Raw genomic sequence first — 20,343 nt, forward strand, 5'->3', positions numbered from 1 at the left:
TTTTTAGCGTAGCTTTTTCCCAGCGAACGAGGGCGCGGTAGCGCCCGAGTGAGTGCAGGAAAAAGGTACTACATCATCCCGCCCATGCCGCCGCCCATGCCGCCTGCGGGGCCGCCGGCACCGCCCTCGTCACCCTTGTCGGTGGAGAGGTCGCCGGCGGAGATGATGTCGTCGATTTTGAGCACGAGGTTCGCGGCTTCGGAGGCGCTCGTGACGGCCTGCTCTTTGGCGTGTGCGGGCTCGACGACACCGGCTTCGAAGGTGTCCTCGAGGTTGCCCGAAAGCACGTTGAGGCCGGTGCGTTCCTCGCCGGATTCGTGCGCGGAGCGCAGGTCGACGAGCGTGTCGATGGAGTCGAGGCCGGCGTTCTCGGCGAGCACGCGCGGCACGAGTTCCAGGGAGTCCGCGAACGCTTCGACGGCGAGCTGTTCGCGGCCGGAGACGGAGTCCGCGAAGTCGCGGAGCCGGTCGGCGACTTCGACTTCGATGGCACCGCCGCCGGGGAGGACGCGGCCGTCGCTGAGCGTCTGCGCGGAGACGTCGAGCGCGTCAGTGACGCCGCGTTCGAGCTCGTCGACGACGTGTTCGGTGGAGGCGCGCAGGAGGATGGTGACGCCGTGGGCGTCCTCGTCGTGGCCCTCGACGTAGAAGAGTTCGTCCTCGCTGTCGCGAGAGATAGAACCGCTGGCGACGTTGGCTGCGGTCGCGGAGTCGAGGTCCGTGACGACTGCCGTGTTGAGGACGTTCGTCAGGAACTCGATGTCGGACTTCTTGGTGCGACGGATGGCGAGGATGCCCTCCTTCGCGAGGTAGTGCTGGGCCATGTCGTCGATGCCCTTCTGACAGAAGACGACGTTCGCGCCGGTGTCGACAATCTGCTGGACCTTCTGCTTGAGCTGCTCCTCTTCCTGGTCGAGGAAGGACTGGAGCTGGTCGGGGCTCTCGATGTTGACCGAGGTGTCGGCTTCGGCTTCCTCGACCTCGATAGCCTCGTTCAGCAGGAGGATTTTGGCGTCCTCGACGTCCGTCGGCATCTCGTCGTGGACCGGGTCCTTGTCGATGGCGGCACCGACGAGGAGCTCGGAGTCACCGACCGCGCGGCCGGTCTGGGTCTCGACGTTGATGTTCGCGGCGTCGACGACGGTGCTGCCGTCGGCGGCCTCGACGGAGACCTGATTGATGGCGTCGTAGATGATGCCGGAGAGCAGCTCCTTGTCGAGCTCGGCGCCCTTGCCGGTCATGGAGGTCTCGGCGACGCTGCGGATGAGGTCCTCGTCCTCGGGGTCAACGTCGATGGCGACGTTGTCGACTTCCTCGCGGGCCTGCTCGGCGGCGAGGTTGTAGCCCTTGATGATGGCGGTCGGGTGGATGTCGCGCTCGAGGAGGTCCTCGGCGTTCTTGAGGAGTTCGCCCGCAATGGCGACCGCGGTCGTCGTGCCGTCGCCGGCCTCGTCTTCCTGGGTTTCGGCGACTTCGACGATCATCTCCGCGGTCGGGTTGTCGATGTCCATCTCCTGGAGGATGGTGACGCCGTCGTTCGTGATGGTGACGTCGCCCATCGAGGAGACGAGCATCTTGTCCATCCCTTTCGGGCCAAGTGTGGAGCGGACGGCGTCCGCGACGGCTCGCGCCGCGGAGATGTTGTGCTCCTGAGCGTCCTTGTCCTTCACGCGCTGTGCGTCGTCTCCCATGATGATCATGGGCTGCCCCTGCATCCGCTGTTGTTGTGCCATAGGTACCTGGATGATTGATTGTGATTCTATATAAAATCTTCTATCCCGCTCCGAGGCCGGTCGCGCGCCGAATGGAAGAACACGCCCTGAGTCCCGCGGAAAATCACTACACGGCCCGAATAGTGTGTTAGTCGTTCACACGAGACGGGCGCGTCGAACCGGCCTTTAAGTTAGGCGACGTCGGATTCGTGCTCGACGAGCTCCGCCATCGCGAAGTCCGGCTCGACGCGGTCGATGCGCACCCGCACGCGGTCACCCATGTCGGCCTCGGGCACTAGCACCACGAAGTCGTCGACGTGCGCGACGCCGTCGCCCTCGTCGCCGATGTCCTCGACGTCCACGACGTACTCCTCGTCCTCCTCGACCGGTACGGGTGTGTCTGATTCGCGCATACACTCCCGTTCCCGACCCGGCGAAAAGAGCGCTGGGGCCGATGTGACGGTCAGGACTCGTGGTGCGAGCGCCACACGTCCTCGAGGTCGTCGCGGAAGTCGTGGAACTCGTTGACTGCGTAGTGGTGCGCGCCGATGCGCTCGCCGAGCGGCTCGCCGGTCTCCTCGTCCACGAGCGCGTAGTACTCTCGGGCGACGTCGCCGTCCTCGCGCTCCTCCTCAACTTTCTCCAGCAGGAGGTCGCCGTACTCGACGCTCTCGCCCAAGTCGTGGTAGCCCAGTTCCAGCACCTTCCGCGCGGTGTCCTCGTCGATGTTCGGCGGTTCCATACGGGCGACTCCGGCCGGCCCCCAAGTAGGCGCTGTGGCCGTTCGCTGGAAAATTCGAAGTACTCGACTACGCACTAGTTTGAGATGCCAACTCCCAAATAGAGCATACGCGCGGCTCTGCCTATCGGGATTTAAACTGGAGGAAGACGGTCCTGCTCGCTGTGGTGCGCGGGCTGCGACTTCCAGAGTTCAAATCCCGCCGTCGTTTACGAAACCATCGCGCGCCCAGCGACAGAACCGTCGCTGGGCGGCGCGAGTACGGTGAAAACGCCGGGACAGGGATTTGAACCCTGAACCCCGTAAGGGGACACGCTTTCCAGGCGTGCGCTTTGCCATTCGGCCATCCCGGCCCGTCGTAACCTATCCGGGTCTGTCGTTTAAACCCTTCTTTTCGCGTCAGTGGAGGCGAGTGGCCGCGAGGTGGGCGACCAGCGAGGACGCCGCGAAGACGACGACGGCGACGCCAAGCAGCGGGAGGAAGCCGACGCCCTCGTCGGCGAACAGTCGGTAGCCCTGGGCGAGCACGAGGAACGCGAGCGCGCCGACGGCGCCCCACGCCAGCGTGTCCAACGTGGAGCGACGCATCTAGTCGCGCTGGGCGGCGATGGCTTCGATTTCGACGGCCGCGCCCTTCGGGAGCGCCGAGACTTCGAGCGCGGAGCGGGCGGGCGGGTTGTCCTGGAAGTACTCCTTGTACGCCTCGTTCATCTCGTCGAAGTCGTCGATGTCGTCGAGGAACACCGAGACCTTGAGCACGTCCTGCATCGTGAGGCCCTCGGCTTCGAGGATGGCCTTGACGTTCTCGAGGCTCTGCCGGGTCTGGGTGGCGATGGGTTCGTCGTCGAGGTGGTCGCCGTCCGGCGTCAGCGGAATCTGGCCGGCGGTGAAGACGAGGTCGCCGTCGGTCGTCGCCTGGCTGTACGCGCCGACCGCAGCGGGGGCGTCGGGGGTGTCGATAATGCGTTTCATGTCCGGTGAGTCGCGGTCACACGTATTAAAGACCGGCGTCAGCGCTCGGCGGCGGCCGGGAAGCCGGCAGACGCCGGAGCCACCAGATTCGTGTCCGTTCGCGCGCAAGCGGGCGTATGCGTGGCCGAACAGTCGCCACCGGCGCCGTCGCGTCGCTGGCCGGCGCCGCGGCGTGGCGAGCGCGCGACGTGCCGTTCAGCCCGGTGACCGGCGGGGGCCACATCGGCGCGGAGTTCGTCGCACGGCGCGGACTCGCCGCCGAAGACCCCGCACTCGTCGGCGAGATGGACGACATGGCCGAGTTCGCGCGGCCGGACTTCGACCCCGAGCGCGTCGCGGGCGACGTCCGGCGGTTCTACGAGCGCACGACCGAGTACGAGATGCTGCTTCGCGCGCGCTGGCACCGCCCGTTCCGAAAGGGCGCGCGCCTCGCTGCGCCCGTGACGACCCGCATTCGCCAGTTGAATCTCCCGGGCCCGAGCGACGAGGACTGGCACCGGCTTGGAAGCGAGTTCGTCGCGCTCGACCCCGACGCCGACCCGCGGGACGGCGCGCGAGCGTGGATTCGCACGGACGAGTCCGGGGCGGCGGTGTTCGTAGCGCTGTACGCGAGCCACGAGTGCGACGGCGAGCGGTTCGTGAACATCGCGGCACCGCTGCCCGGCGGCAACCTCTCGACGGTGCTGCGCATCGGGCATCTCGGCGCGGGCGACGCGACCGGCGTGGAACTGACCACGAGAGCACCCGGCGACCCCGGGCTCTACTGGGTCACGCCGCCCGCTGGATTCGCGCTCCCCGCGGACCAGCGGTTCCGCGTGTGGCCGACGGACGGGACGGTGAGCGCGCCCGCAGAAGTAGACGACCCGACCGGCGGCGACGCGGTGGCGCTGGCGACCCACGAGATGTGGCTGTGTGGCGCGCAGTTCCTCACCGTCGAGTACGCGGTCGTGCCCGCGTAGTCAGTTCTGGGGGCGCGGTCCGTTGAGCACGGTGACCTCGAAGCCCGCCTCGCGGATGCGGTCCAGGAGCGCGTCGACGTGTTCGGGGCCGCGGGTCTCGAGGTCGAGTTCGACCTCCGCGGCGTTCATCGCGATGTCGCGGTTCGTGCGGTCGTGCTGGATGGCGTAGATGTTCGCGCGCTCGTCCGCGACGACGTCGATGAGGTCGTCGAGGGCGCCGGGGCGGTCCTTCAGGACAGTGCGAATCTTCACGTAGCGACCCTGATCGACGAGCCCGCGCATGACGACTGTCGTGAGGAGGTTGAGGTCGATGTTGCCGCCGCAGAGCGCGGGCACGACGACCTCGTCGTCCTCGTAGACGAACTTGCCTTCGAGCAGCGCCGCGAGTGGCGTCGCGCCCGCACCCTCGACGAGGGTCTTCCCGCGTTCGAGCATCAGCACGAGCGCGGTCGCGATCTCGTCGTCGGAGACGGTGACGACCTCGTCCACGCGCTCCCGGATGACCGGGAACGTCTGCTCGCCGACCCGGCGCACGGCGATGCCGTCCGCGATGGTGTCCACGGAGTCGAGGGCCTGCGGCTCGCCCTTCTGGAGCGAGGGGGCGACCGTGGAGGCACCTTCGGCCTGCACGCCGACGACGCGGACGTCCGGGTCGTGAGCCTTCACCGCAGTCGCGACGCCCGAGATGAGTCCGCCGCCGCCGATGGGGACGACGACGGTGTCGACTTCGGGGAGGTCGTCGACGATTTCGAGGCCAATCGTCCCCTGCCCGGCCATCACGTGCTCGTCGTCGAAGGCGTGGACGTAGGTGCGACCCTCCTCGTCTTCGAGTTCATGGGCGTGGGTCTGGGCGGCGTCGTAGTCGACGCCGTGGAGGACGACCTCCGCGCCGTAACTCTTCGTCGCCTTGACTTTCGAGATGGGCGCGGTCTCGGGCATCACGACCTTCGCGTCGACGCCCGAGCGCGAGGCCGCGAGCGCGACGCCCTGTGCGTGGTTGCCCGCCGAGGCGGTGACGACGCCGGCGTCGCGCTCGGCCTCCGACAGCGTGCGGATGCGGTTGGTCGCGCCGCGAATCTTGAACGACCCCGTCCGCTGGAAACACTCCAGTTTCAGGTGGACCTCCGCGTCGGTCATCCGGGAGAACGTGTTGGAGTAGTCCAGCGGGGTGTGGCGGGCGACGTCAGCGACGCGCTCGCGGGCGTCGAGCACGTCGTCGAGTCCAATCATGCTCGCGGCTACGGCGCTGTCGCTGTTAACGGTTGGTGGTGTGCTCCAAGAATACGTGGGGGACGGAGCGTGTGACGATTACGACGACGACCCGGATGGTGATAAAAGCGACCAAAGCACGGTAAAAGTGAAAGTGCAGGACTGCGGCGGGACGACGCGGGCAGCCGCGGACCGACAGCGGTTTTTCGCGGCGCTGTGAGTCTCGACCGTGCGCTCCCGACTCCGCGCGGTGTGGCGGCGCGTCTTCGCGCTCGCGTGGCCCGTGATGACCGAGCAGACGCTCCGCACGCTGATGCGGACCGTCGACGTCGTCGTCACCGCCGCCATCTCGCCGGCTGCCGTCGTCGCCGTCGGCATCGCGGACCTCTACGCGCGCTTCCCGCTGCGCGTCGGCCTCGGCTTGGGCGGCGGTGCCATCAGCCTCTCCAGTCAGGACACCGGCCGCGACGCCACCGTCACCCGCGACGAGGCCATCACGCAGGCCGTCCTCGTCGGCGCGCTCGCGGGCGTTCCGTTCGCCGCGTTCGGCGTGCTGTTCGGCCCGGCCGCCATCCGCCTGCTCGGCGCTGCACCGAACGTCGTCACGCTCGGAAGCACCTACCTTGCTGTCATCCTCCTCACCGCGCCCGCACGCCACGTCGCGCTCATCGCCGCCCGTGCCCTGCAAGGGACCGGCGACACGCGCACGCCGATGTACGTCAACGCCGTCTCCAACCTCGGCAACGTCGCCGGCAGCGTCGGCCTCGGCCTGGGCTACTTCGGCCTCCCCGAACTCGGCGTCGTCGGCGTCGGCGCCGCCACCGCCGCCGCGAACACCTTCACCGCCGTCGCGCTCACCGTCGCCATCGCGTCCTCGTACACCGCCGCCGGCTTCGCGCGCCCGCGCTCTCGAATCATCACGAAACAGCTGTTCGCGGTTAGCCTCCCGAAAATCGCGGAGGGGACCGTCTCCGCGCTCGCGGAGTTCCCGTTCAACGCCCTGCTGCTCTCCTTCGGGACGAACGTCAACGCCGCGTTCCAAATCGGCCGCCGCGTCTACCAGCAGGTCACCGGCCCGCTCTCCCGCGGCTACAACGTCGCGGCGAACGTCGTCGTCGGCCAGGCGCTCGGCGAAGGCGACCCCGACACCGCGCGCTTCGACGGCTGGGCGGTCGCCGCGCTCGGCGTGCTCACGGTCGGTGCTGTCGGCCTCCTCCTCTCGTACTACGCCCGGCCGCTGGTCTCGCTACTCGCCGACGAACCCGAGACAATCCGCCACGGCGTCTGGTTCGCCCGCGCGTACGGCCTGAGCGCGCCGTTCCTCGCGGCGTTCGTCGGGCTCTCGGGCGCGCTCCAGGGCGCCAGCGAGACCCGCGTCCCGTTCGTCGCGCGCGCCACCGGGATGGTCGGCTTCCTCGTCGGCTTCTCGTGGCTCGTCGGTCACACGCTCGACTACGGCCCGCTTGCGGCGTACTGGGGCATCGCGCTCTCGAACGTCTGGATGGCTGCCGTCGTCGCCGCCGGCTTCCACTACGGCGGCTGGGCGAGTCGCGCGGCGTCGATGATGGCGGAACGGAGCGACGCGTAGAAAGAAGTCGTTACGGCGCGACTGAGCCTACCGCTCGTCGAGCGGCACGAACTCCTGGTCTTCCTCGCCGACGTACCGCGAGCGCGGGCGGATGAGGCGGTTGTCCTCGTACTGTTCGAGCACGTGGGCAATCCAGCCGCCGGCGCGGGACATCGCGAAGATGGGCGTGTAGATGTCGACGGGGATGCCCATCTGGTAGTACGTCGAGGCGGAGTAGAAGTCGACGTTCGGCGCGAGGCCCTTCTCCTCTTTGACGTACTCCTCGATGGCGACGCTCATCTCGTACCACTTCGTGTCGCCGGCGGCCTCGCCGAGTTCCTCGCTGCGCTCGCCGAGAATCTTCGCGCGCGGGTCCTTGACGTTGTAGACGCGGTGACCGAACCCGGCGACGCGCTCGCCGTTCTCGAGGGCGTCCTCGACCCACTCGACGGGCTCCTTCTCGGACTCGTCGATGGTCTGGAGCATGCGCATGACGTTCGCGTTCGCGCCGCCGTGGAGGCTACCGCCGAGCGTGCCGACGGCCGACGTAATCGCGGAGTGGAGGTCCGCGAGCGTGCTGGACGTGACCATCGAGGAGAACGTCGACGCGTTCAGCCCGTGGTCGGCGTGGAGCACGAGCGCCTGGTCGAAGACGTCCGCGAGCACGTCGTCGGGCTCCTCGTCGTTCAGCATGTAGAGGAAGTTCGCCGCGTGGTCGAGGTCGTCCCGGGGCGCGACGGGGTCGTCGCCCTCGCGCAGGCGCGTGAACGCCGCGACGATGGTCGGAATCTTGGCGGTGATGCGCTTGCCCTTCCGGAGGTTCGCCTCGCGGTCGGTGGGGTCGGCGTCGGCGTCCGGGTCGAACGCCGACAGCTCCGAGACTGCCGTGCGCAGCGCCGCCATCGGGTCCTCGTCGGCGGCCGCGAGGTCCGCGACGAGGTCGAGCACGTCGTCGTCGAGCTCGCGGTGGGTGGTCATCTCCTCGCTGAACGCTTCGAGTTCCTCCCGGTCGGGGAGGCGGCCGTGCCAGAGCAGGTAGAGGACTTCCTCGTAGCTCGCGCCGCGCGCGAGGTCCTCGATGGTGTACCCGCGGTAGACGAGTTTGCCCTCGTCGCCGTCGATGTAGCTCAACTCGGACTCCGCGACGAGCACACCTTCCAAACCCTTCTTGAGTTCGTCGGCCATGTGCGTGGGTTCTTGACGGTTCTACCTAATGTGTGTCGGTTTCCTTCACGGTCGTCTACGAAAATATTGCGCGAGAGAACGATTACCGAGCGCTTCGTGTGAACAACTAACACGATTTTGGCGGTCGCCGCGAGCGCCCCGACTGACGCGAACGTTTTTCGGGGGCGGGGGCGAATCCGGGGGCATGAGCGGCCGCGTCGAGTACGAGCCCGCGAGCGTAAAAGACCTCCTCGCGGAGATGAAAGACACCGCCGAACTCCTCATCGACCTCTCCTACTCGGCGGTGCTGCACGGCAGCGACGACGTGGCGGCGGAAGTCCTCAAACTCGAAGAGCGCATGGACGTCCTCCAGTTGCGCGCACGCATGAGCCTCCTGATGGCGGCGCGCAACCCCGAGGACGCGGAGACGCTCGCGCCCGTCCTGGGCGTCGTCGGCGCGGCGGAGAAGATTAGCGACGCGGCCGGGGACATCGCGAAGGTCGTCCTCGAAGACATCCGCGTGCCCGACGCGATTCGCGCGGCGCTCCCCGAAGCCGTCGAGTCGCTGGAGCGTGCGGAGTTGACGGTCGACTCCGCGTACGCCGGCCGCACGCTGCTGGACGTGAATCTGGAGACCGAGACCGGGGTGCGCGTGCTCGCGATTCGGCGCGGCGGCGACTGGCTGCTGAACCCGGACCGCGACACGGAACTAGTGGCGGGCGACGTGCTGTTGCTCCGCGGGCCGGAGGACCGCATCGGCGGCGTCTACGAGACGGCGACGGGCGAGTCCTACGAGCCGCCTGCGGTCCCCGAACCGAGCATCGACGACCTCGGGCGCGCCGTCGACTCCGTGGTGACGATGAAGAACATGAGCGAACTCTCCGTCGACCTCGCGTACGGCGCCGTCCTCTTCGACTCGACGGACCTCGCGGCGGAGGTCGTCGAACTGGAAGCCGAAGTAGACGCGCTGAAGTCCCGCTTCGAGGCGTGGACGCTGCGGGCGGCCAGCCGCGTCGAGGACCCGGTGTCGCTGCGCGGGCTCGTCCACATCGCCACCGCGACGGAGGTCATCAGCGACGCCGCGGTCGAAATAAGCGAGGGGGTCCTCCGCGGGCTTGACACGCACGTCGTCGTCCAGGAAGCCGTCGAGGAGTCCGACGAGGTCATCGTCCGGGAGACCGTCGAAGCGGGGAGCGCGCTCGACGGCGCCACGCTCGGCGGGAAGGAGGTCGCAACCGAGACCGGGATGCGCGTCATCGCGGTGCGGCGGCCGGACGCCGAGACTGACGAGTGGGTCGTCCAGCCCGGCCCCGAGACGGAAGTCACGGCCGGCGACGTGCTGTTGGCGAAGGGGACGCGCGCGAGCGCCGACCGGCTCCGCGACCTCGCGTCGGCGTGAGTCAGTCCAATACGTCGCGCTCGGCCGCGACCGCGCGGAGCGCGAGGTCCGGCAGCGGCACGGAGAGGTAGTCGCGGCCGTCCGCGTAGCCGGTCACGGAGAGCACCGCGGTGTCTGTGGTCTCGAAGCGCAACTCGAAGCCCACGGGCTCGTCGGTGACGCGTGGCGTGGCGACGCGCGCGTCGACGCCGTTGGCGACGACCTTCCGGCGTCGTTTCGCGAGCCGAGCGACCGAGTCAGAACCGACGCCGAGCGCGTCGTACCCGGACTTGCCGCCCCGGACGCGAGACAGGAGCCCGCCGCTCTCTGGTGGGTGGACGCCGTGCCGGGCGTAGACGTAACCGTCCTCGCGATGGACGACGAGCCGGGCCGTGCAGTCGGTGCCCGCGAGTTCGACCGGGCACGTGAACGCGTAGCGTTTGTCGGCGTGGCTGGTCTCGGCGACCTCGAAGCGCTTCCCGCCCGGCGACTTGTCCGCCCCGCGCAGCGGCGCGAGCACGCCAGCGACGACGGCGGACGCCGACGGGAGTCCCTTCCCGTCGTCCGCGTCGTCGCCCGTGTACGCGGCGAGCCGGGTCGGGAAGTCCTCAGCCATCTTCGAAACGAAACAGACCCGCCGACAAGAGGTTTTCTTCGGCGAACCAACTACTCTAGTCGGCGGTAGAGCCGGTAGGCAGCGCCGGCGGTGAAGGCGAACGTCGCGAGCAAGCCGACCGTGAACGCGAGCACAGCGGCCAGCGCGACCAGGTACGGCGTCGAGTACGGCGACCCGCCCGACGCCACGACGAAGAAGTAGTACGTCGCGACGGCGACCAGCAGGCCGACCGCGAACCCGCGTTTCGCCTGCGTCACGACGCCGAGCGCGCGCACGAAGTTGTCGACGCCGGGGCGGTCGGACGCCGCGTCGGCGGACTGCTCGGACCGCTCGGACATACACGGGGGTTGGCTGTGGCACGTGAAAACGTCGCCGATTCCGGGACCGAACCGCTCAAGGCCACGCGTGCGTGGGATTACTGTAATGACTACGCTCGGCACGGCGTCCGCGGACCCCGGGGAGTTCGACACCGGTCGGCTCACCGTGGGTGAGATGCGGGACGGCACCGCAGTCGGCCTCCCGGTCGCGGTCGTGAACGGCGAACGCGACGGCAAAACCCTCTACCTGCAGGCAGCCAGCGACGGCGACGAACTGAACGGCGTCGGCGTGCTCCGCCGCGTCGTCCCCCAACTCGACCCCGCGGAGCTCGCGGGCGAAGTGCGCGTCGTCGGCATCACGAACTTCCACGCGTTCCAGGTCGCCGAACACCGCAACCCCATCGACGACACGAAACTCAACCGTGCGTACCCCGGCAGCGCGAACGGCTCCTCCTCCGAGCGCATCGCACACGCCACGTTCTCCGCCGCCGAGGACGCCGACCTCATCCTCGACCTCCACCAGGGCTCGACCTCCCGCATGATTAACGAGGTGCGCGTGCGCTGCGGCCGCCACCACCGCCTCCACAGCGACTGCCTCGAACTCGCGAAGGCGTTCGGCTGCGGGCACGTCCTCGACCAGAAAGGCCCCGAAGGCCAACTCGCACGTGCCGGCCCCTCCGAAGGCATCCCCACCGTCGACCCCGAACTCGGCGGCGCGGTCGGCTTCGACGAGGAATCGATCCAGTACGGCGTCGACGGCGTCTTCAACGTCCTCCGCTACTACGGCCTCCTCGACGGCGACGTCGAGACCGAACGCCAGACCCGCGCGAAGGACTTCGACCGCTACGGCTCCCCCGTCGGCGGCATCGTCGAGTACAAACAGGACCTCGGCGACGACGTCCGCGCCGGCGACACCCTCTTCGAAGTCACCGACGTCTTCGGCACGCTCAAAGCCACCGTCACCGCCGACAACCACGGTATCTTCTGGCGAAGCCGTCGCCTCCCACAGGTCGCCACCGGCGAGTACGTCTGTTCGGTCGGAACGGACGTGGATTCTTTCTAACCCACTTTTTCCAGCGCTCGGCGCGCTACGCGCGCCGTCGCTTGCAAAAACTTGGGAAAAAGCACTCCTCACCCCCTCCGGGGGTTCGTCGGCCTCCGCTCCCTCGCTATGCTCGGTCGCGGAGTGAATCGCGCAGCGGAGCCGCGCGAATGCTCGTTCATCGCCACGCTCAGGTAGCCCGTCCTCGTTCTCGGGAGTATGCTCGAATGCCGTTCCTGCGGTCGAACCTACGAGTCCGGACCCGAGGAGCCGTGGCGCTGCGAGTGCGGGCACGCGCTAGACTTCGCTGAGCAGCCGCTGCCGGACAGCGACGAGCCGGACGTCGACCCCCGCGAGGGGCTGTGGGCGTTCGACGAGTTCCTCCCAATCGGGGCGGAGGTGACACTCGGTGAAGGCTGGACGCCACTGGCCGATGCGCCGGAGTGGGACGCGCAGTTCAAACTGGACTACGTGTTCCCGTCGGGGAGCTACAAGGACCGCGGTGCGGCGCTGACGCTGTCGCGTGCAGCGGAGTTGGGCGTCGAACGAATCGTGGAGGACTCGTCGGGGAATGCAGGTGCGGCCATCGCGCAGTACGCCGCGCGCGCCGGCATCGACGCCGACATCTACGTGCCCGCGTCAGTCAAGCAGTCGAAACTCGACGCCATCGAGGCGGCGGGCGCGACGGCAGTCCGAATCGAGGGGAGCCGGCAGGACGTGACTGATGCCTGTATTCAGGAAGCCGTGGGCGGGGATGCGTGGTACGCGAGCCACGCGTGGAATCCGGCGTTCTACGCGGGGACGTCGACGTTCGCGCTCGAACTCGCGGCGCAACGCGACTGGACCGTCCCGGACACGGTGGTGCTCCCGCTCGGTCACGGCACGCTGTTCATCGGCGCGTACCGCGGGTTCTCTGCGCTCGAGGCGGCAGGGTGGACAGAGTCGGTGCCGCGGCTGCTCGGCGTGCAGGCGATGGGCGTCGCGCCAATCGTCGAAGAACTCCACGGCTCGGAAGAGGCAGGTACGAACGACGTCGCGGACGGCATCCAGATTCGGGAGCCCGCGCGGAAGGGGCAGATTCTAGACGCCATCGACGCGACCGACGGTGACGCCATCGCGTGCGACGCCGAAGTGACCGAGGACGCACTGGACGCGCTCCACGAGCGCGGCTTCTACGTGGAGCCGACGAGCGCCGTCGGCGTCGCCGGCTTAGAAGCGTACCGCGAGCGCGGCGTCCTCGACGCGGACGCCGACGTGGTCGTCGCGCTGACGGGCAGCGGACTGAAGAAGTAGGCCTACCGCCAGTTGGCGAGGGAGACGAACGCGTCGTCCTCGGCGGTCACCCACGTCGTGACGAGTTCGTCGCCGTCGGCGTTCGCGGGGAACAGCGTGCACGCCCGCTCGCCGTCCTGCACTTCGACGTGCGCGGCGAGTCGTCCCGCAGCGGCCTCGCTGTCGGTCGTCTCGCTGGCGACGCCAACCTCGTCAGGGGTACGGCGGTCCGGGCGCATGGTTACAGTTTAGGACGTGCTAGAATAAAGCGTTGTGGCTGCCTGTGAGAGTGTGACAACCAGCGAAAGCGATTTACTCGTCGGCACGCCGGCTACCGCTCGGGATGGATAGGAGCGTCCCAGTCGCCACGAATCAGTGGTTTGGCGACGTGGCGGCGCGCGCACGGCGGCACCTCGTACCAGCCGACGTCGAGGTCGCGGTCGACGGATTGCTCGACTTTCCCGGGCGCGGATGTCCCGCAGTCCCGGCAGCGGTAGCCCTGGTTCGCGCCCGCGCTCTCCATCGACGTCTCGCAGTCCGGGCACTGTGGCGTCACCGACTCCGTCTCGTCGAGGTCGCGGACCGCGAACTTCTCCAGTTTGAGCGTGCCGTCGCTGACCTCGCCACAGACCGTGACGCGGTCGCCCGGCCGGAGCGCCCGCACGCGGTCGCGGAACCGCTTGGTCGGCTCGAACGCCGCGCACTCCACGCGAACACCGTCGTCCTCAACGGGGGCGAAGACGTGCCCGCCGCGCCGCGTCGCGGGCTCCCCGACGACCGTCGCGTCCGTACAGTACGCGCGGCCGTCTTCGAGGTCGGCGAGGTCGACCGCGCGGAGGTGGGCGTCCGTCCCTTGGTTCGTGACGAACAGTTCGCTGGCGTGGACTGGCTCGCTCTCCACGGAGTTCGCGACTTCGGCGACGGTCTCGGCGTCGTCGCCGCGGATGCCGTAGAGGATGGGGCCGGGCGTGTGCGGCACGCAGACCAGCTCGGCCTCCTCGCGGTCGACGGTGTCCCACGCGTCGGGGTAGGCGTCGTCCGCGGCGGCGAACACGCTCTCGGCGTCGACGTCGCGCTCGGTCCCCCAGCGGTCGGGTGCACGGTAGTCGATGCGCTCGCAGGTCCAGTCGTCGAATGCCGTCCACGCGCCCACGGCAGCGAGTGCGCCGACGACGCCGCGGCCGTTCTCCCACTGCGCGGTCTCGTAACCGTGGGCGGCCGCCAGCGACTGCGCTTCGCCGGGGTCGAGGTGTTCGCGCATCGCGCGTTCGGCGAAGTCGGCGATTGGTTCGGGGGCGTCGGCCTCGGGCGCGACCACCACGCCCGGGTTCGTTCGTGGGTCGTCGACCTCGGCGACCTCGCCGACGACTTCCTCGGCGACCGCCAGCCCCACTCTGGGGTCGACGTCGGTGTGGATGGCGAGCGCGGCGTTCCCGCGCGTCTTGTACTCGACGGCGGGGTTCAGGCGCACGAGGAGCACGCGCTCGACGCTCGCGCCGCGGTCGCGCAGCCGCTCGGCGACCAGGTGGGCGGCGTACGTCGTGCACATCCCGCGCTCGCGGGAGTCCGTGTCGTCGAGGGCGACGACCGTCATCGCCTCCCGGCTAGTGCCCGCGCGCTTTTCGCGCTTCCGGTCCACGGCCCGAAGATAGTGGCGGCCGAATGACCGAAACCGCGGGGCAGCGCCGCCGTATCGGCACAACGCATATATGTCGCCGACGGCTTACACTCGTGTATGTCACGGTCGGTACTCATCGAGAACGTCACCGCCATGCTCGCGGACGCGGGGTTCACGGTGAGCGACCGGTGTGCGACGCGGCCCAAGAGCTTCGACGTGGCCGCCCGCCGCGAGAACGACGTCATCCTCGTGAAGATTCTCGGTAACATCGACGCCTTCGACGCGCCGACTGGCGCGGAGATGCGGCGGCTCGGCACCTACCTCGACGCCACCCCGATGGTCATCGGCCTCCGCACCCGCGACGAGGAATTGAAGCCAGGCGTCGTCTACTTCCGCCACGGCGTCCCCGTGCTCAGCCCCGACACCGCGATGGACTTCTTCGTGGAGGGCGTCCCGCCGCTCATCTACGCGGCCCCGGGCGGCCTCTACGTGAACATCGACGGCGACGTGCTCGCGGACCGCCGTCAGAACGAGGACTTGAGCCTCGGCCAGCTCGCCAACCAGCTCGGCGTCTCCCGGCGCACCGTCTCGAAGTACGAGGACGGCATGAACGCCAGCATCGAGGTCGCGATGGAACTCGAGGACCTCTTCGGCGGCGACCTCACCTCGCCCGTCTCCGTGATGGACGGCGCGGAGGAGGTCCGGGACGCCGAACCCACCCCGGAGGACCCCGAAGCCGACCCCGAGGACGTGCCCGTGCTCTCCGTGCTCGCGCGCGTCGGCTTCGAAGTCCACCCGACGGACCGCGCGCCGTTCAAGGCCGTCAGCGAGGACGCGTCCGGTGCGGACCGCATGCTGACGGGGCACTCGTCGTTCACGGACGCCGCCGTCAAGCGCGCCCGCATCATGAGTTCGCTCGGCGCGATTACGCACACCCGCGCCGTCTACGTCGTCGACGAGGCGTCCCGGGAGTCCGTCGACGACACCGCTATCGTCGAACGCAAGGAACTCGAAGACGTGGAGGACTCCGACGAATTCCGCGACCTGCTCGCCGACCGCGGCGCGCAGTCTGAAGCCTGACGGCGACTTTTATCGAAGCGACCAGTAGCCGAGGACGCCGCACACGGCGGTGAGCGAGACGGTGAGAAGGAAGCTCTCTGTCCACGCGTAGACGAGCGCGACGAAGCCGAGCAGCCCTAGAACCGACAGCAGCCCCACGCTGGAGGGGTCGTGGCGCGTCTCGGGGTCGTCGGTCGGAATCTCGGGCTCGGTCATCGTGTGGACGTTACGCTCGACTCCCGCTTCACCCTTCGCACGGTTCTCAGGCCGTCTCGTCCTCGCGTAGCCACTCCCACGCGTCGTCGAGGTCAGCCGCACCGAAGTACTCGAGGTCAACGTCGGTGACGCGGTCTTCGAGGTCCGTCACCCACTCTAGGAGTCTATTGTCACCGACGACGGCGTACTTCTCGAGGTCGTCGCCGTGGTGTAGCCAGAAGCCGATGTCCTCGTCGAGTGCGTCGAGGTCCGGCACCGGCACGGTCGGCATGTACACCAACACCCGCGCCGACCCCTCCTCGTGGATGGTCTCCTCGATGTCCTGGAGCATCGCCTCGACGTCCTCCTCTGAGAGTTCGTCGCGGACCTGGTAGCCGACGACTCGCCCACCACTCCGGTCGAGTTTCTCGTACATCGTCGGCGACTGCGTACGCCCGCAGCAAGTCGCTTCTGGCAGCGACTACCAGAAACCTAGGAAAACTCCGCTACGCCCCGTACGTCTCTTCTAGGTACTCCACGATGTCGTCCGACTCCGGCAGCCCCTCGATGCCGTGGTCGGTGTCGACGAGCACGGGGACGCCGGTCTGGCCGCTGACTTCTTCGACTTCGTCGCGCTGGCTGTGGGAACTCGGGACCTCGTGTTCGACGTAGTCGAGGCCGAGTTCGTCGAGTTTGGTCTCGACTTTCGCGCAGTACGGGCAGCCTGGCAGCTTGTACAGTTCGAGTGTCACACCCGAGCGTACGGGGCGGCGACGCAAAGAAGCCGTGGATGCGGCGGGCGGCGCTCAGACCGCGGCGGCGAGCGTGCCGCTGGTGCGGACGTAGAAGTAGACGACGAACGCGAGCGCGAGCAGCCACTGGCCCGCGGAGACCTCGTCGTACTCGCCGACCGCGACTTTCACGACCGGGTAAGAGACGATGCCGGCGGCGATACCGTAGCCGATGTTGTACGTGAACGGCATCATGAACACGGTGAGGCCGGCGGGAATCGCGTACGTCATGTCGTCCCACGCGACGTCGGTGACGTTCGCGAGCATGATGACGCCGACGACGACGAGCGCGATGTGGCTGGCGTAGAGGGGGACGATGGCCGCCAGCGGGACGACGGCGAGGCTCGCGAGGAACAGGACTGCGACGACGAGTGCGGTGAGACCGGTGCGGCCGCCCTCCTCGACGCCCGTCGCGGACTCGATGTACGTGGTGACCGTGGACGTGCCGAGCATGCTACCGATAGTGGTGCCGATTGCGTCCGCCATCAGCGGCTTGTCGATGTCCGGGAGGTTGCCGTCCTTGTCGAGGAACCCCGCGACCTGCCCGACGCCGACGAGCGTGCCGGCGGTGTCGAAGAAGTCCACGAAGAAGAACGTGAACACGATGAGCGCGAACGCGAACATGTCGATGCCCTCCGCGGGAGCGCCGACGAGCCCGTCGAGGAACGCGCCCGCGAGCGGCGTGATGTCGTACTGTGCGCCGGTGATGGTCGTCGTGAGCGTGCCCGGCGCGACGACGCCCGCCCACTCGATGACGTAGGCGGCGACCGTCGTGCCGAGGATGCCGACGACGATGGAGCCGGGGACGCCGCGTGCGTACAGCGCGAGCGTGAAGAACAACCCGGCGATGGCGAGCGTGGCGGCGGGGTCGGTCGCGATTTGGCCGAGCGTGACCATCGTCGCCTGGTCGGCGGCGACGACGCCCATCTCCTGGAGGCCGATGAGCGCGAGGAAGCCGCCGATACCCGCGCCGACCGCGAGTTTGACGGGTTCGGGGAACGCGCGGATGATGGCTTTGCGCGCGCCGGCGGCGGTCAGCAGGATGAAGATGATGCCTTCGACGAACACCGCGGCGAGCGCGACCTGCCACGGGATGCCGAGCCCGATGACGACGGTGTACGCGAAGAAGGCGTTGAGCCCGAGGCCGGGCGCTTGCGCGAACGGCCGGTTGGCGTACAGCGCCATCACCGTCGTCGCGACGAACGCCGAGATGATGGTGACGACCGCCAGCATCTGCTGGACCTGGTCGCCGGTGTACCCCGGGATGGAGATTGCTTGGCCGAGCGTCGCGGGGTTGACGAGGACGATGTACGACATCGCGAAGAATGTCGTCACGCCCGCGAGCACTTCCGTTCGGACGTCCGTGTCGTGTTCGTCGAGTGCGAAGTAGTCAGCGAGCCCCATTAACGATGCACGTTCGGGCATAACTACACCGCCCGCTTAAGCGTTGTTATGCACGTTGGTAGTTCGTGTCTGTCGACGATGAAGAATCGTCCAGAAGATGCACGGTCGTGTCTAGAATCGGGGGCTGCGACGGGTTGGGAGCGGCGTCGTGGTCGGAAGGTTATTCGAGTTCGGCGAGCGCGCCGACGGGGGCGTCCGTGAGTTCGCGAGCGCGTTCGACGCCGTCGTCGCCGACCGCGATGAGCGTGAACACGCCGGTGACGTCGGCGTCCGCGGCGCCGGCGATGTCCAGCAGAATCTCCTGGGTCTCGCCCGACCGGATGAGGTCGTCGACGACGAGCACGGTCTCGCCGCTGTCGATGGCCGACGCGGGGAGGTAGTAGGTCAGTTCGATGCCCGACGCGAAGCGCTTGCGGGCCTCGATGAACTCCTCGACGGCGGTCTCCTTGGACTTCTTGGCGTACGCGCAGCGAGCGCCGTAGTAGGAGGCCAGCGACGCCGCGAGCGTGATGCCGTCGGTGGCGGCGGTGAGCACGACGTCGGGGCGCTCGAAGTCGAACGTCTCGGCGGCGACCGGCGCGACCAGGTCGAGGAACGACTGGTCGAAGACGACGCCGGAGTTGTCGACGTAACCCTCGTCGTCGAGGCGGACGCGGGCTTCCAGTTCCTCGCGCAGGAGGCCAGCACCGGCGTCTTCGACGACTTCCCGGGCGCGCTCGGCGCTCGGGAGGACGTGACCGTTGACGTAGCGGTTGAGGTCGCCCGCGGGGAGCCCGGTCTCCTCGGAGAGTTCGTCGTACGTCCGGGTCTCCTTCAGCGTGCGCAGCACGTCGACCGCCCGCAACTGGAGGGCGGCCTTCTCTGCTCGGTTCATAGGGATACACACGTTTCCACAAACTTGAATATCCCGGAACTGTCGGCGTGCGAAGAAATCACAAACGCGCCCATCTCGGGCGGCGAAGCGGCCCGAACTACTCGGCGTCCAGCAGGTCGCTGGCCGTCACGAGCGCCTCCATCTCGACGCCGTGTTCGGCGAGCAGTTCGCGGCCACCTTCCTCGCGGTCCACAACGAGCAGCGCGCGATCGACTTCCGCACCCGCGTCGTGGAGCGCCTCCACGGCGTCGACGGCGGACTGGCCGGTCGTCGCGATGTCCTCCACGACGACGACTTCCTCGCCGTCTTCGAGGCGGCCCTCGATGCGGTTGCCGGTGCCGTACTCTTTCGCTTGCTTGCGCGCGATGACGTACGGCACGTCGGCTTCGACGGCCGTCGCGGCCGCCAGCGGGACGCCGCCGAGCGCGACGCCGCCGAGTTTCGCGTCCGCGTCGAGGCGCTCGGCGAATGCTTCGGCGATGGCGCGCAGGCAGTCGGGGTCGGTCTCGAAGAGGTACTTGTCCACGTAGTACTCGGACGTGCCACCGTGGGAGAGTTCGAACTCCCCGAATTTGACGGCGTCCGCGTCGCGGAGCAGTTGAACGAGGTCGTCGGTCATTACCAGAGTTGGCGGGCCACCCGACCAAAAGGGGTGCGATTACCGAGCCGAGACGAATGTGGTGGAGCATCCGCGAGCGAGCGGTCTGAAAGACCCGAACGAAGTGGTTCACTCTGCGACTGAAAGAAGTGAGGGAGCGGAGGCCGACGACTGAGGGACGCGAAGCGGACCGAAGGAGGAGTGCTTTTTCCGCAAGTTTTTGCCAGCGAACGCGCCGCAGGCGCGTGAGCGCAGCAAAAAGTGCTACCAGGGCTCGTTCTTCAGACCGAGCAGATAGGCGATGCCGTTGGTGACGACGTGGAGCAGCGGCGTGAGGACGAGGATGGCGACGACGACGTCGAGGGTGAAGATGGCGTCGAACCAGGCGGGGGCGGCGACGGCGGCGAGTGCGAGCGCGACGACGACGAAGTCGAGTTGGTCGAGGAGGGGGAAGGCGGCGCCGCGTTCGCGGCCGGTGCGACGTTTGAGGAAGGAGGCGAGGATGTCGCCGAGCATCGCGCCGGCGGGGAGCGCGACCATCGCTGCGGGCGGGAACGAGGGGAGTGTGACGCCGAGTGCGTCGCTGGCGGCTGGTTCGACAGTGTTCAGGACGAACGCGAGCGCGACGCCGGCGAGCACGCCGATGGCGGTGCCGCGCCACGTCTTCCCGTCGCCGAGCACGCGCTTGCCGCCCCACGTGCGGCCGCCGTCGATGGGGCGGCCGCCGCCCGCCAGCACCGCGGCGTTGTTCGGCACGTACGCGGGCAGCATCACCCAGACCGCAGTCGCGACCGTCGCTACGAGACCCATGCGTGGGGGTGGACGCGGCCGGCGGAAAAACCCGCGGGTTCGAGCGG

25 protein-coding genes and 1 tRNA gene are annotated in these 20,343 nt (G+C 68.3%); 7 read left to right on the forward strand and 19 right to left on the reverse strand.

Annotated elements, in window-relative coordinates; genetic code table 11:
• Positions 1–68 precede the first annotated feature (68 nt).
• From thsB to LPA46_RS05745, 6 genes are all read right to left on the reverse strand, one after another.
• Positions 69–1,733, reverse strand: a complete 1,665-nt coding sequence (gene thsB, locus LPA46_RS05720; protein WP_230888090.1) for a thermosome subunit beta — start codon at positions 1,731–1,733, stop codon at positions 69–71.
• A 170-nt stretch (positions 1,734–1,903) separates the two neighbouring features.
• Positions 1,904–2,125 carry a TRAM domain-containing protein gene (locus LPA46_RS05725; RefSeq protein ID WP_230888091.1) on the reverse strand — a complete coding sequence of 74 codons (222 nt, stop codon included), beginning with the start codon at positions 2,123–2,125 and terminating at the stop codon, positions 1,904–1,906.
• 50 nt (positions 2,126–2,175) lie between these two features.
• Positions 2,176–2,454 carry a hypothetical protein gene (locus LPA46_RS05730; protein WP_230888092.1) on the reverse strand — a complete coding sequence of 93 codons (279 nt, stop codon included), beginning with the start codon at positions 2,452–2,454 and terminating at the stop codon, positions 2,176–2,178.
• Positions 2,455–2,722: 268 nt separating this feature from the next.
• Positions 2,723–2,804: transfer RNA gene (locus tag LPA46_RS05735), tRNA-Ser, on the reverse strand.
• 46 nt (positions 2,805–2,850) lie between these two features.
• Positions 2,851–3,039 carry a hypothetical protein gene (locus LPA46_RS05740; protein WP_230888093.1) on the reverse strand — a complete coding sequence of 63 codons (189 nt, stop codon included), beginning with the start codon at positions 3,037–3,039 and terminating at the stop codon, positions 2,851–2,853.
• Entirely contained in the window at positions 3,040–3,423 is a 384-nt protein-coding gene (locus tag LPA46_RS05745) for a Rid family detoxifying hydrolase (RefSeq protein WP_230888094.1), read from the reverse strand.
• A gap of 116 nt (positions 3,424–3,539) precedes the next feature.
• Between LPA46_RS05745 and LPA46_RS05750 the strand changes: the two genes are divergently transcribed.
• Entirely contained in the window at positions 3,540–4,382 is an 843-nt protein-coding gene (locus LPA46_RS05750; RefSeq protein ID WP_230891795.1) for a hypothetical protein, read from the forward strand.
• Here LPA46_RS05750 and ilvA read toward each other — a convergent pair whose 3' ends face one another.
• Positions 4,383–5,612 (reverse strand): threonine ammonia-lyase, encoded by a 1,230-nt coding sequence (ilvA, locus tag LPA46_RS05755; RefSeq protein WP_230888096.1) that lies wholly within the window; start codon positions 5,610–5,612, stop codon positions 4,383–4,385.
• Between ilvA and LPA46_RS05760 the strand changes: the two genes are divergently transcribed.
• On the forward strand, positions 5,611–5,811 hold the full coding sequence (locus tag LPA46_RS05760; RefSeq protein WP_230891796.1) for a hypothetical protein: 201 nt from the start codon (positions 5,611–5,613) through the stop codon (positions 5,809–5,811). The two genes, ilvA and LPA46_RS05760, sit on opposite strands and share 2 nt — an antisense overlap.
• A 66-nt stretch (positions 5,812–5,877) precedes the next feature.
• Entirely contained in the window at positions 5,878–7,179 is a 1,302-nt protein-coding gene (locus tag LPA46_RS05765) for an MATE family efflux transporter (RefSeq protein ID WP_269069619.1), read from the forward strand.
• Positions 7,180–7,206: 27 nt separating this feature from the next.
• Here the strand turns inward: LPA46_RS05765 and citZ are convergent, their stop codons facing one another.
• On the reverse strand, positions 7,207–8,343 hold the full coding sequence (citZ, locus tag LPA46_RS05770; protein WP_230891797.1) for a citrate synthase: 1,137 nt from the start codon (positions 8,341–8,343) through the stop codon (positions 7,207–7,209).
• A 184-nt stretch (positions 8,344–8,527) separates the two neighbouring features.
• Here citZ and LPA46_RS05775 point away from each other — a divergent pair, with 184 nt between their 5' ends.
• Complete coding sequence (locus LPA46_RS05775; RefSeq protein ID WP_230891798.1) at positions 8,528–9,721, forward strand: potassium channel family protein; 1,194 nt, start codon at positions 8,528–8,530, stop codon at positions 9,719–9,721.
• Position 9,722: 1 nt separating this feature from the next.
• Here the strand turns inward: LPA46_RS05775 and LPA46_RS05780 are convergent, their stop codons facing one another.
• Positions 9,723–10,316, reverse strand: coding sequence for a hypothetical protein (locus LPA46_RS05780; RefSeq protein ID WP_230891799.1), 594 nt, complete (start codon positions 10,314–10,316; stop codon positions 9,723–9,725).
• Between the two features lie 50 nt (positions 10,317–10,366).
• A complete protein-coding gene (locus LPA46_RS05785; protein ID WP_230888102.1) occupies positions 10,367–10,654 on the reverse strand; it encodes a DUF7536 family protein in 288 nt (95 codons plus the stop codon).
• An 85-nt stretch (positions 10,655–10,739) separates the two neighbouring features.
• On the opposite strand from LPA46_RS05785, the gene LPA46_RS05790 reads away from it, so the two are divergent.
• Both LPA46_RS05790 and LPA46_RS05795 read left to right on the forward strand, forming a co-directional pair.
• On the forward strand, positions 10,740–11,696 hold the full coding sequence (locus LPA46_RS05790) for a succinylglutamate desuccinylase/aspartoacylase family protein (RefSeq protein WP_230888103.1): 957 nt from the start codon (positions 10,740–10,742) through the stop codon (positions 11,694–11,696).
• Positions 11,697–11,894: 198 nt separating this feature from the next.
• Positions 11,895–12,968, forward strand: a complete 1,074-nt coding sequence (locus LPA46_RS05795) for a pyridoxal-phosphate dependent enzyme (RefSeq protein WP_230888104.1) — start codon at positions 11,895–11,897, stop codon at positions 12,966–12,968.
• A gap of 2 nt (positions 12,969–12,970) precedes the next feature.
• Here the strand turns inward: LPA46_RS05795 and LPA46_RS05800 are convergent, their stop codons facing one another.
• On the reverse strand, positions 12,971–13,186 hold the full coding sequence (locus LPA46_RS05800) for a DUF7511 domain-containing protein (protein ID WP_230888105.1): 216 nt from the start codon (positions 13,184–13,186) through the stop codon (positions 12,971–12,973).
• Between the two features lie 92 nt (positions 13,187–13,278).
• Positions 13,279–14,541, reverse strand: coding sequence for a tRNA(Ile)(2)-agmatinylcytidine synthase (locus LPA46_RS05805; RefSeq protein ID WP_230892061.1), 1,263 nt, complete (start codon positions 14,539–14,541; stop codon positions 13,279–13,281).
• A 141-nt stretch (positions 14,542–14,682) separates the two neighbouring features.
• On the opposite strand from LPA46_RS05805, the gene LPA46_RS05810 reads away from it, so the two are divergent.
• Positions 14,683–15,645: a transcriptional regulator gene (locus LPA46_RS05810; protein ID WP_230888107.1), complete on the forward strand. Its 963-nt coding sequence runs from the start codon at positions 14,683–14,685 to the stop codon at positions 15,643–15,645.
• Between the two features lie 9 nt (positions 15,646–15,654).
• On the opposite strand, the gene LPA46_RS05815 is transcribed toward LPA46_RS05810, so the two are convergent.
• From LPA46_RS05815 to LPA46_RS05845, 7 genes are all read right to left on the reverse strand, one after another.
• Positions 15,655–15,840 carry a hypothetical protein gene (locus LPA46_RS05815; protein ID WP_230891800.1) on the reverse strand — a complete coding sequence of 62 codons (186 nt, stop codon included), beginning with the start codon at positions 15,838–15,840 and terminating at the stop codon, positions 15,655–15,657.
• 46 nt (positions 15,841–15,886) lie between these two features.
• Positions 15,887–16,255, reverse strand: a complete 369-nt coding sequence (locus LPA46_RS05820) for an STAS/SEC14 domain-containing protein (protein WP_230888109.1) — start codon at positions 16,253–16,255, stop codon at positions 15,887–15,889.
• Positions 16,256–16,325: 70 nt separating this feature from the next.
• The gene (locus tag LPA46_RS05825) at positions 16,326–16,571 is read right to left on the reverse strand and encodes a glutaredoxin family protein (RefSeq protein WP_230888110.1); all 246 of its coding nucleotides are present in this window, start codon (positions 16,569–16,571) and stop codon (positions 16,326–16,328) included.
• A 54-nt stretch (positions 16,572–16,625) separates the two neighbouring features.
• Positions 16,626–18,014 (reverse strand): NCS2 family permease, encoded by a 1,389-nt coding sequence (locus LPA46_RS05830; protein WP_230892062.1) that lies wholly within the window; start codon positions 18,012–18,014, stop codon positions 16,626–16,628.
• Positions 18,015–18,174: 160 nt separating this feature from the next.
• Complete coding sequence (locus tag LPA46_RS05835) at positions 18,175–18,888, reverse strand: phosphoribosyltransferase family protein (protein WP_230888111.1); 714 nt, start codon at positions 18,886–18,888, stop codon at positions 18,175–18,177.
• Between the two features lie 97 nt (positions 18,889–18,985).
• Positions 18,986–19,513 (reverse strand): orotate phosphoribosyltransferase, encoded by a 528-nt coding sequence (gene pyrE / locus LPA46_RS05840; protein ID WP_230892063.1) that lies wholly within the window; start codon positions 19,511–19,513, stop codon positions 18,986–18,988.
• Positions 19,514–19,750: 237 nt separating this feature from the next.
• Positions 19,751–20,296 carry a CDP-2,3-bis-(O-geranylgeranyl)-sn-glycerol synthase gene (locus LPA46_RS05845; protein WP_230888112.1) on the reverse strand — a complete coding sequence of 182 codons (546 nt, stop codon included), beginning with the start codon at positions 20,294–20,296 and terminating at the stop codon, positions 19,751–19,753.
• Positions 20,297–20,343: the final 47 nt, after the last annotated feature.

Origin of the sequence: Halobacterium sp. KA-6 (assembly GCF_021029015.1) — an archaeon.
Classification (GTDB): Archaea; Halobacteriota; Halobacteria; order Halobacteriales; family Halobacteriaceae; genus Halobacterium.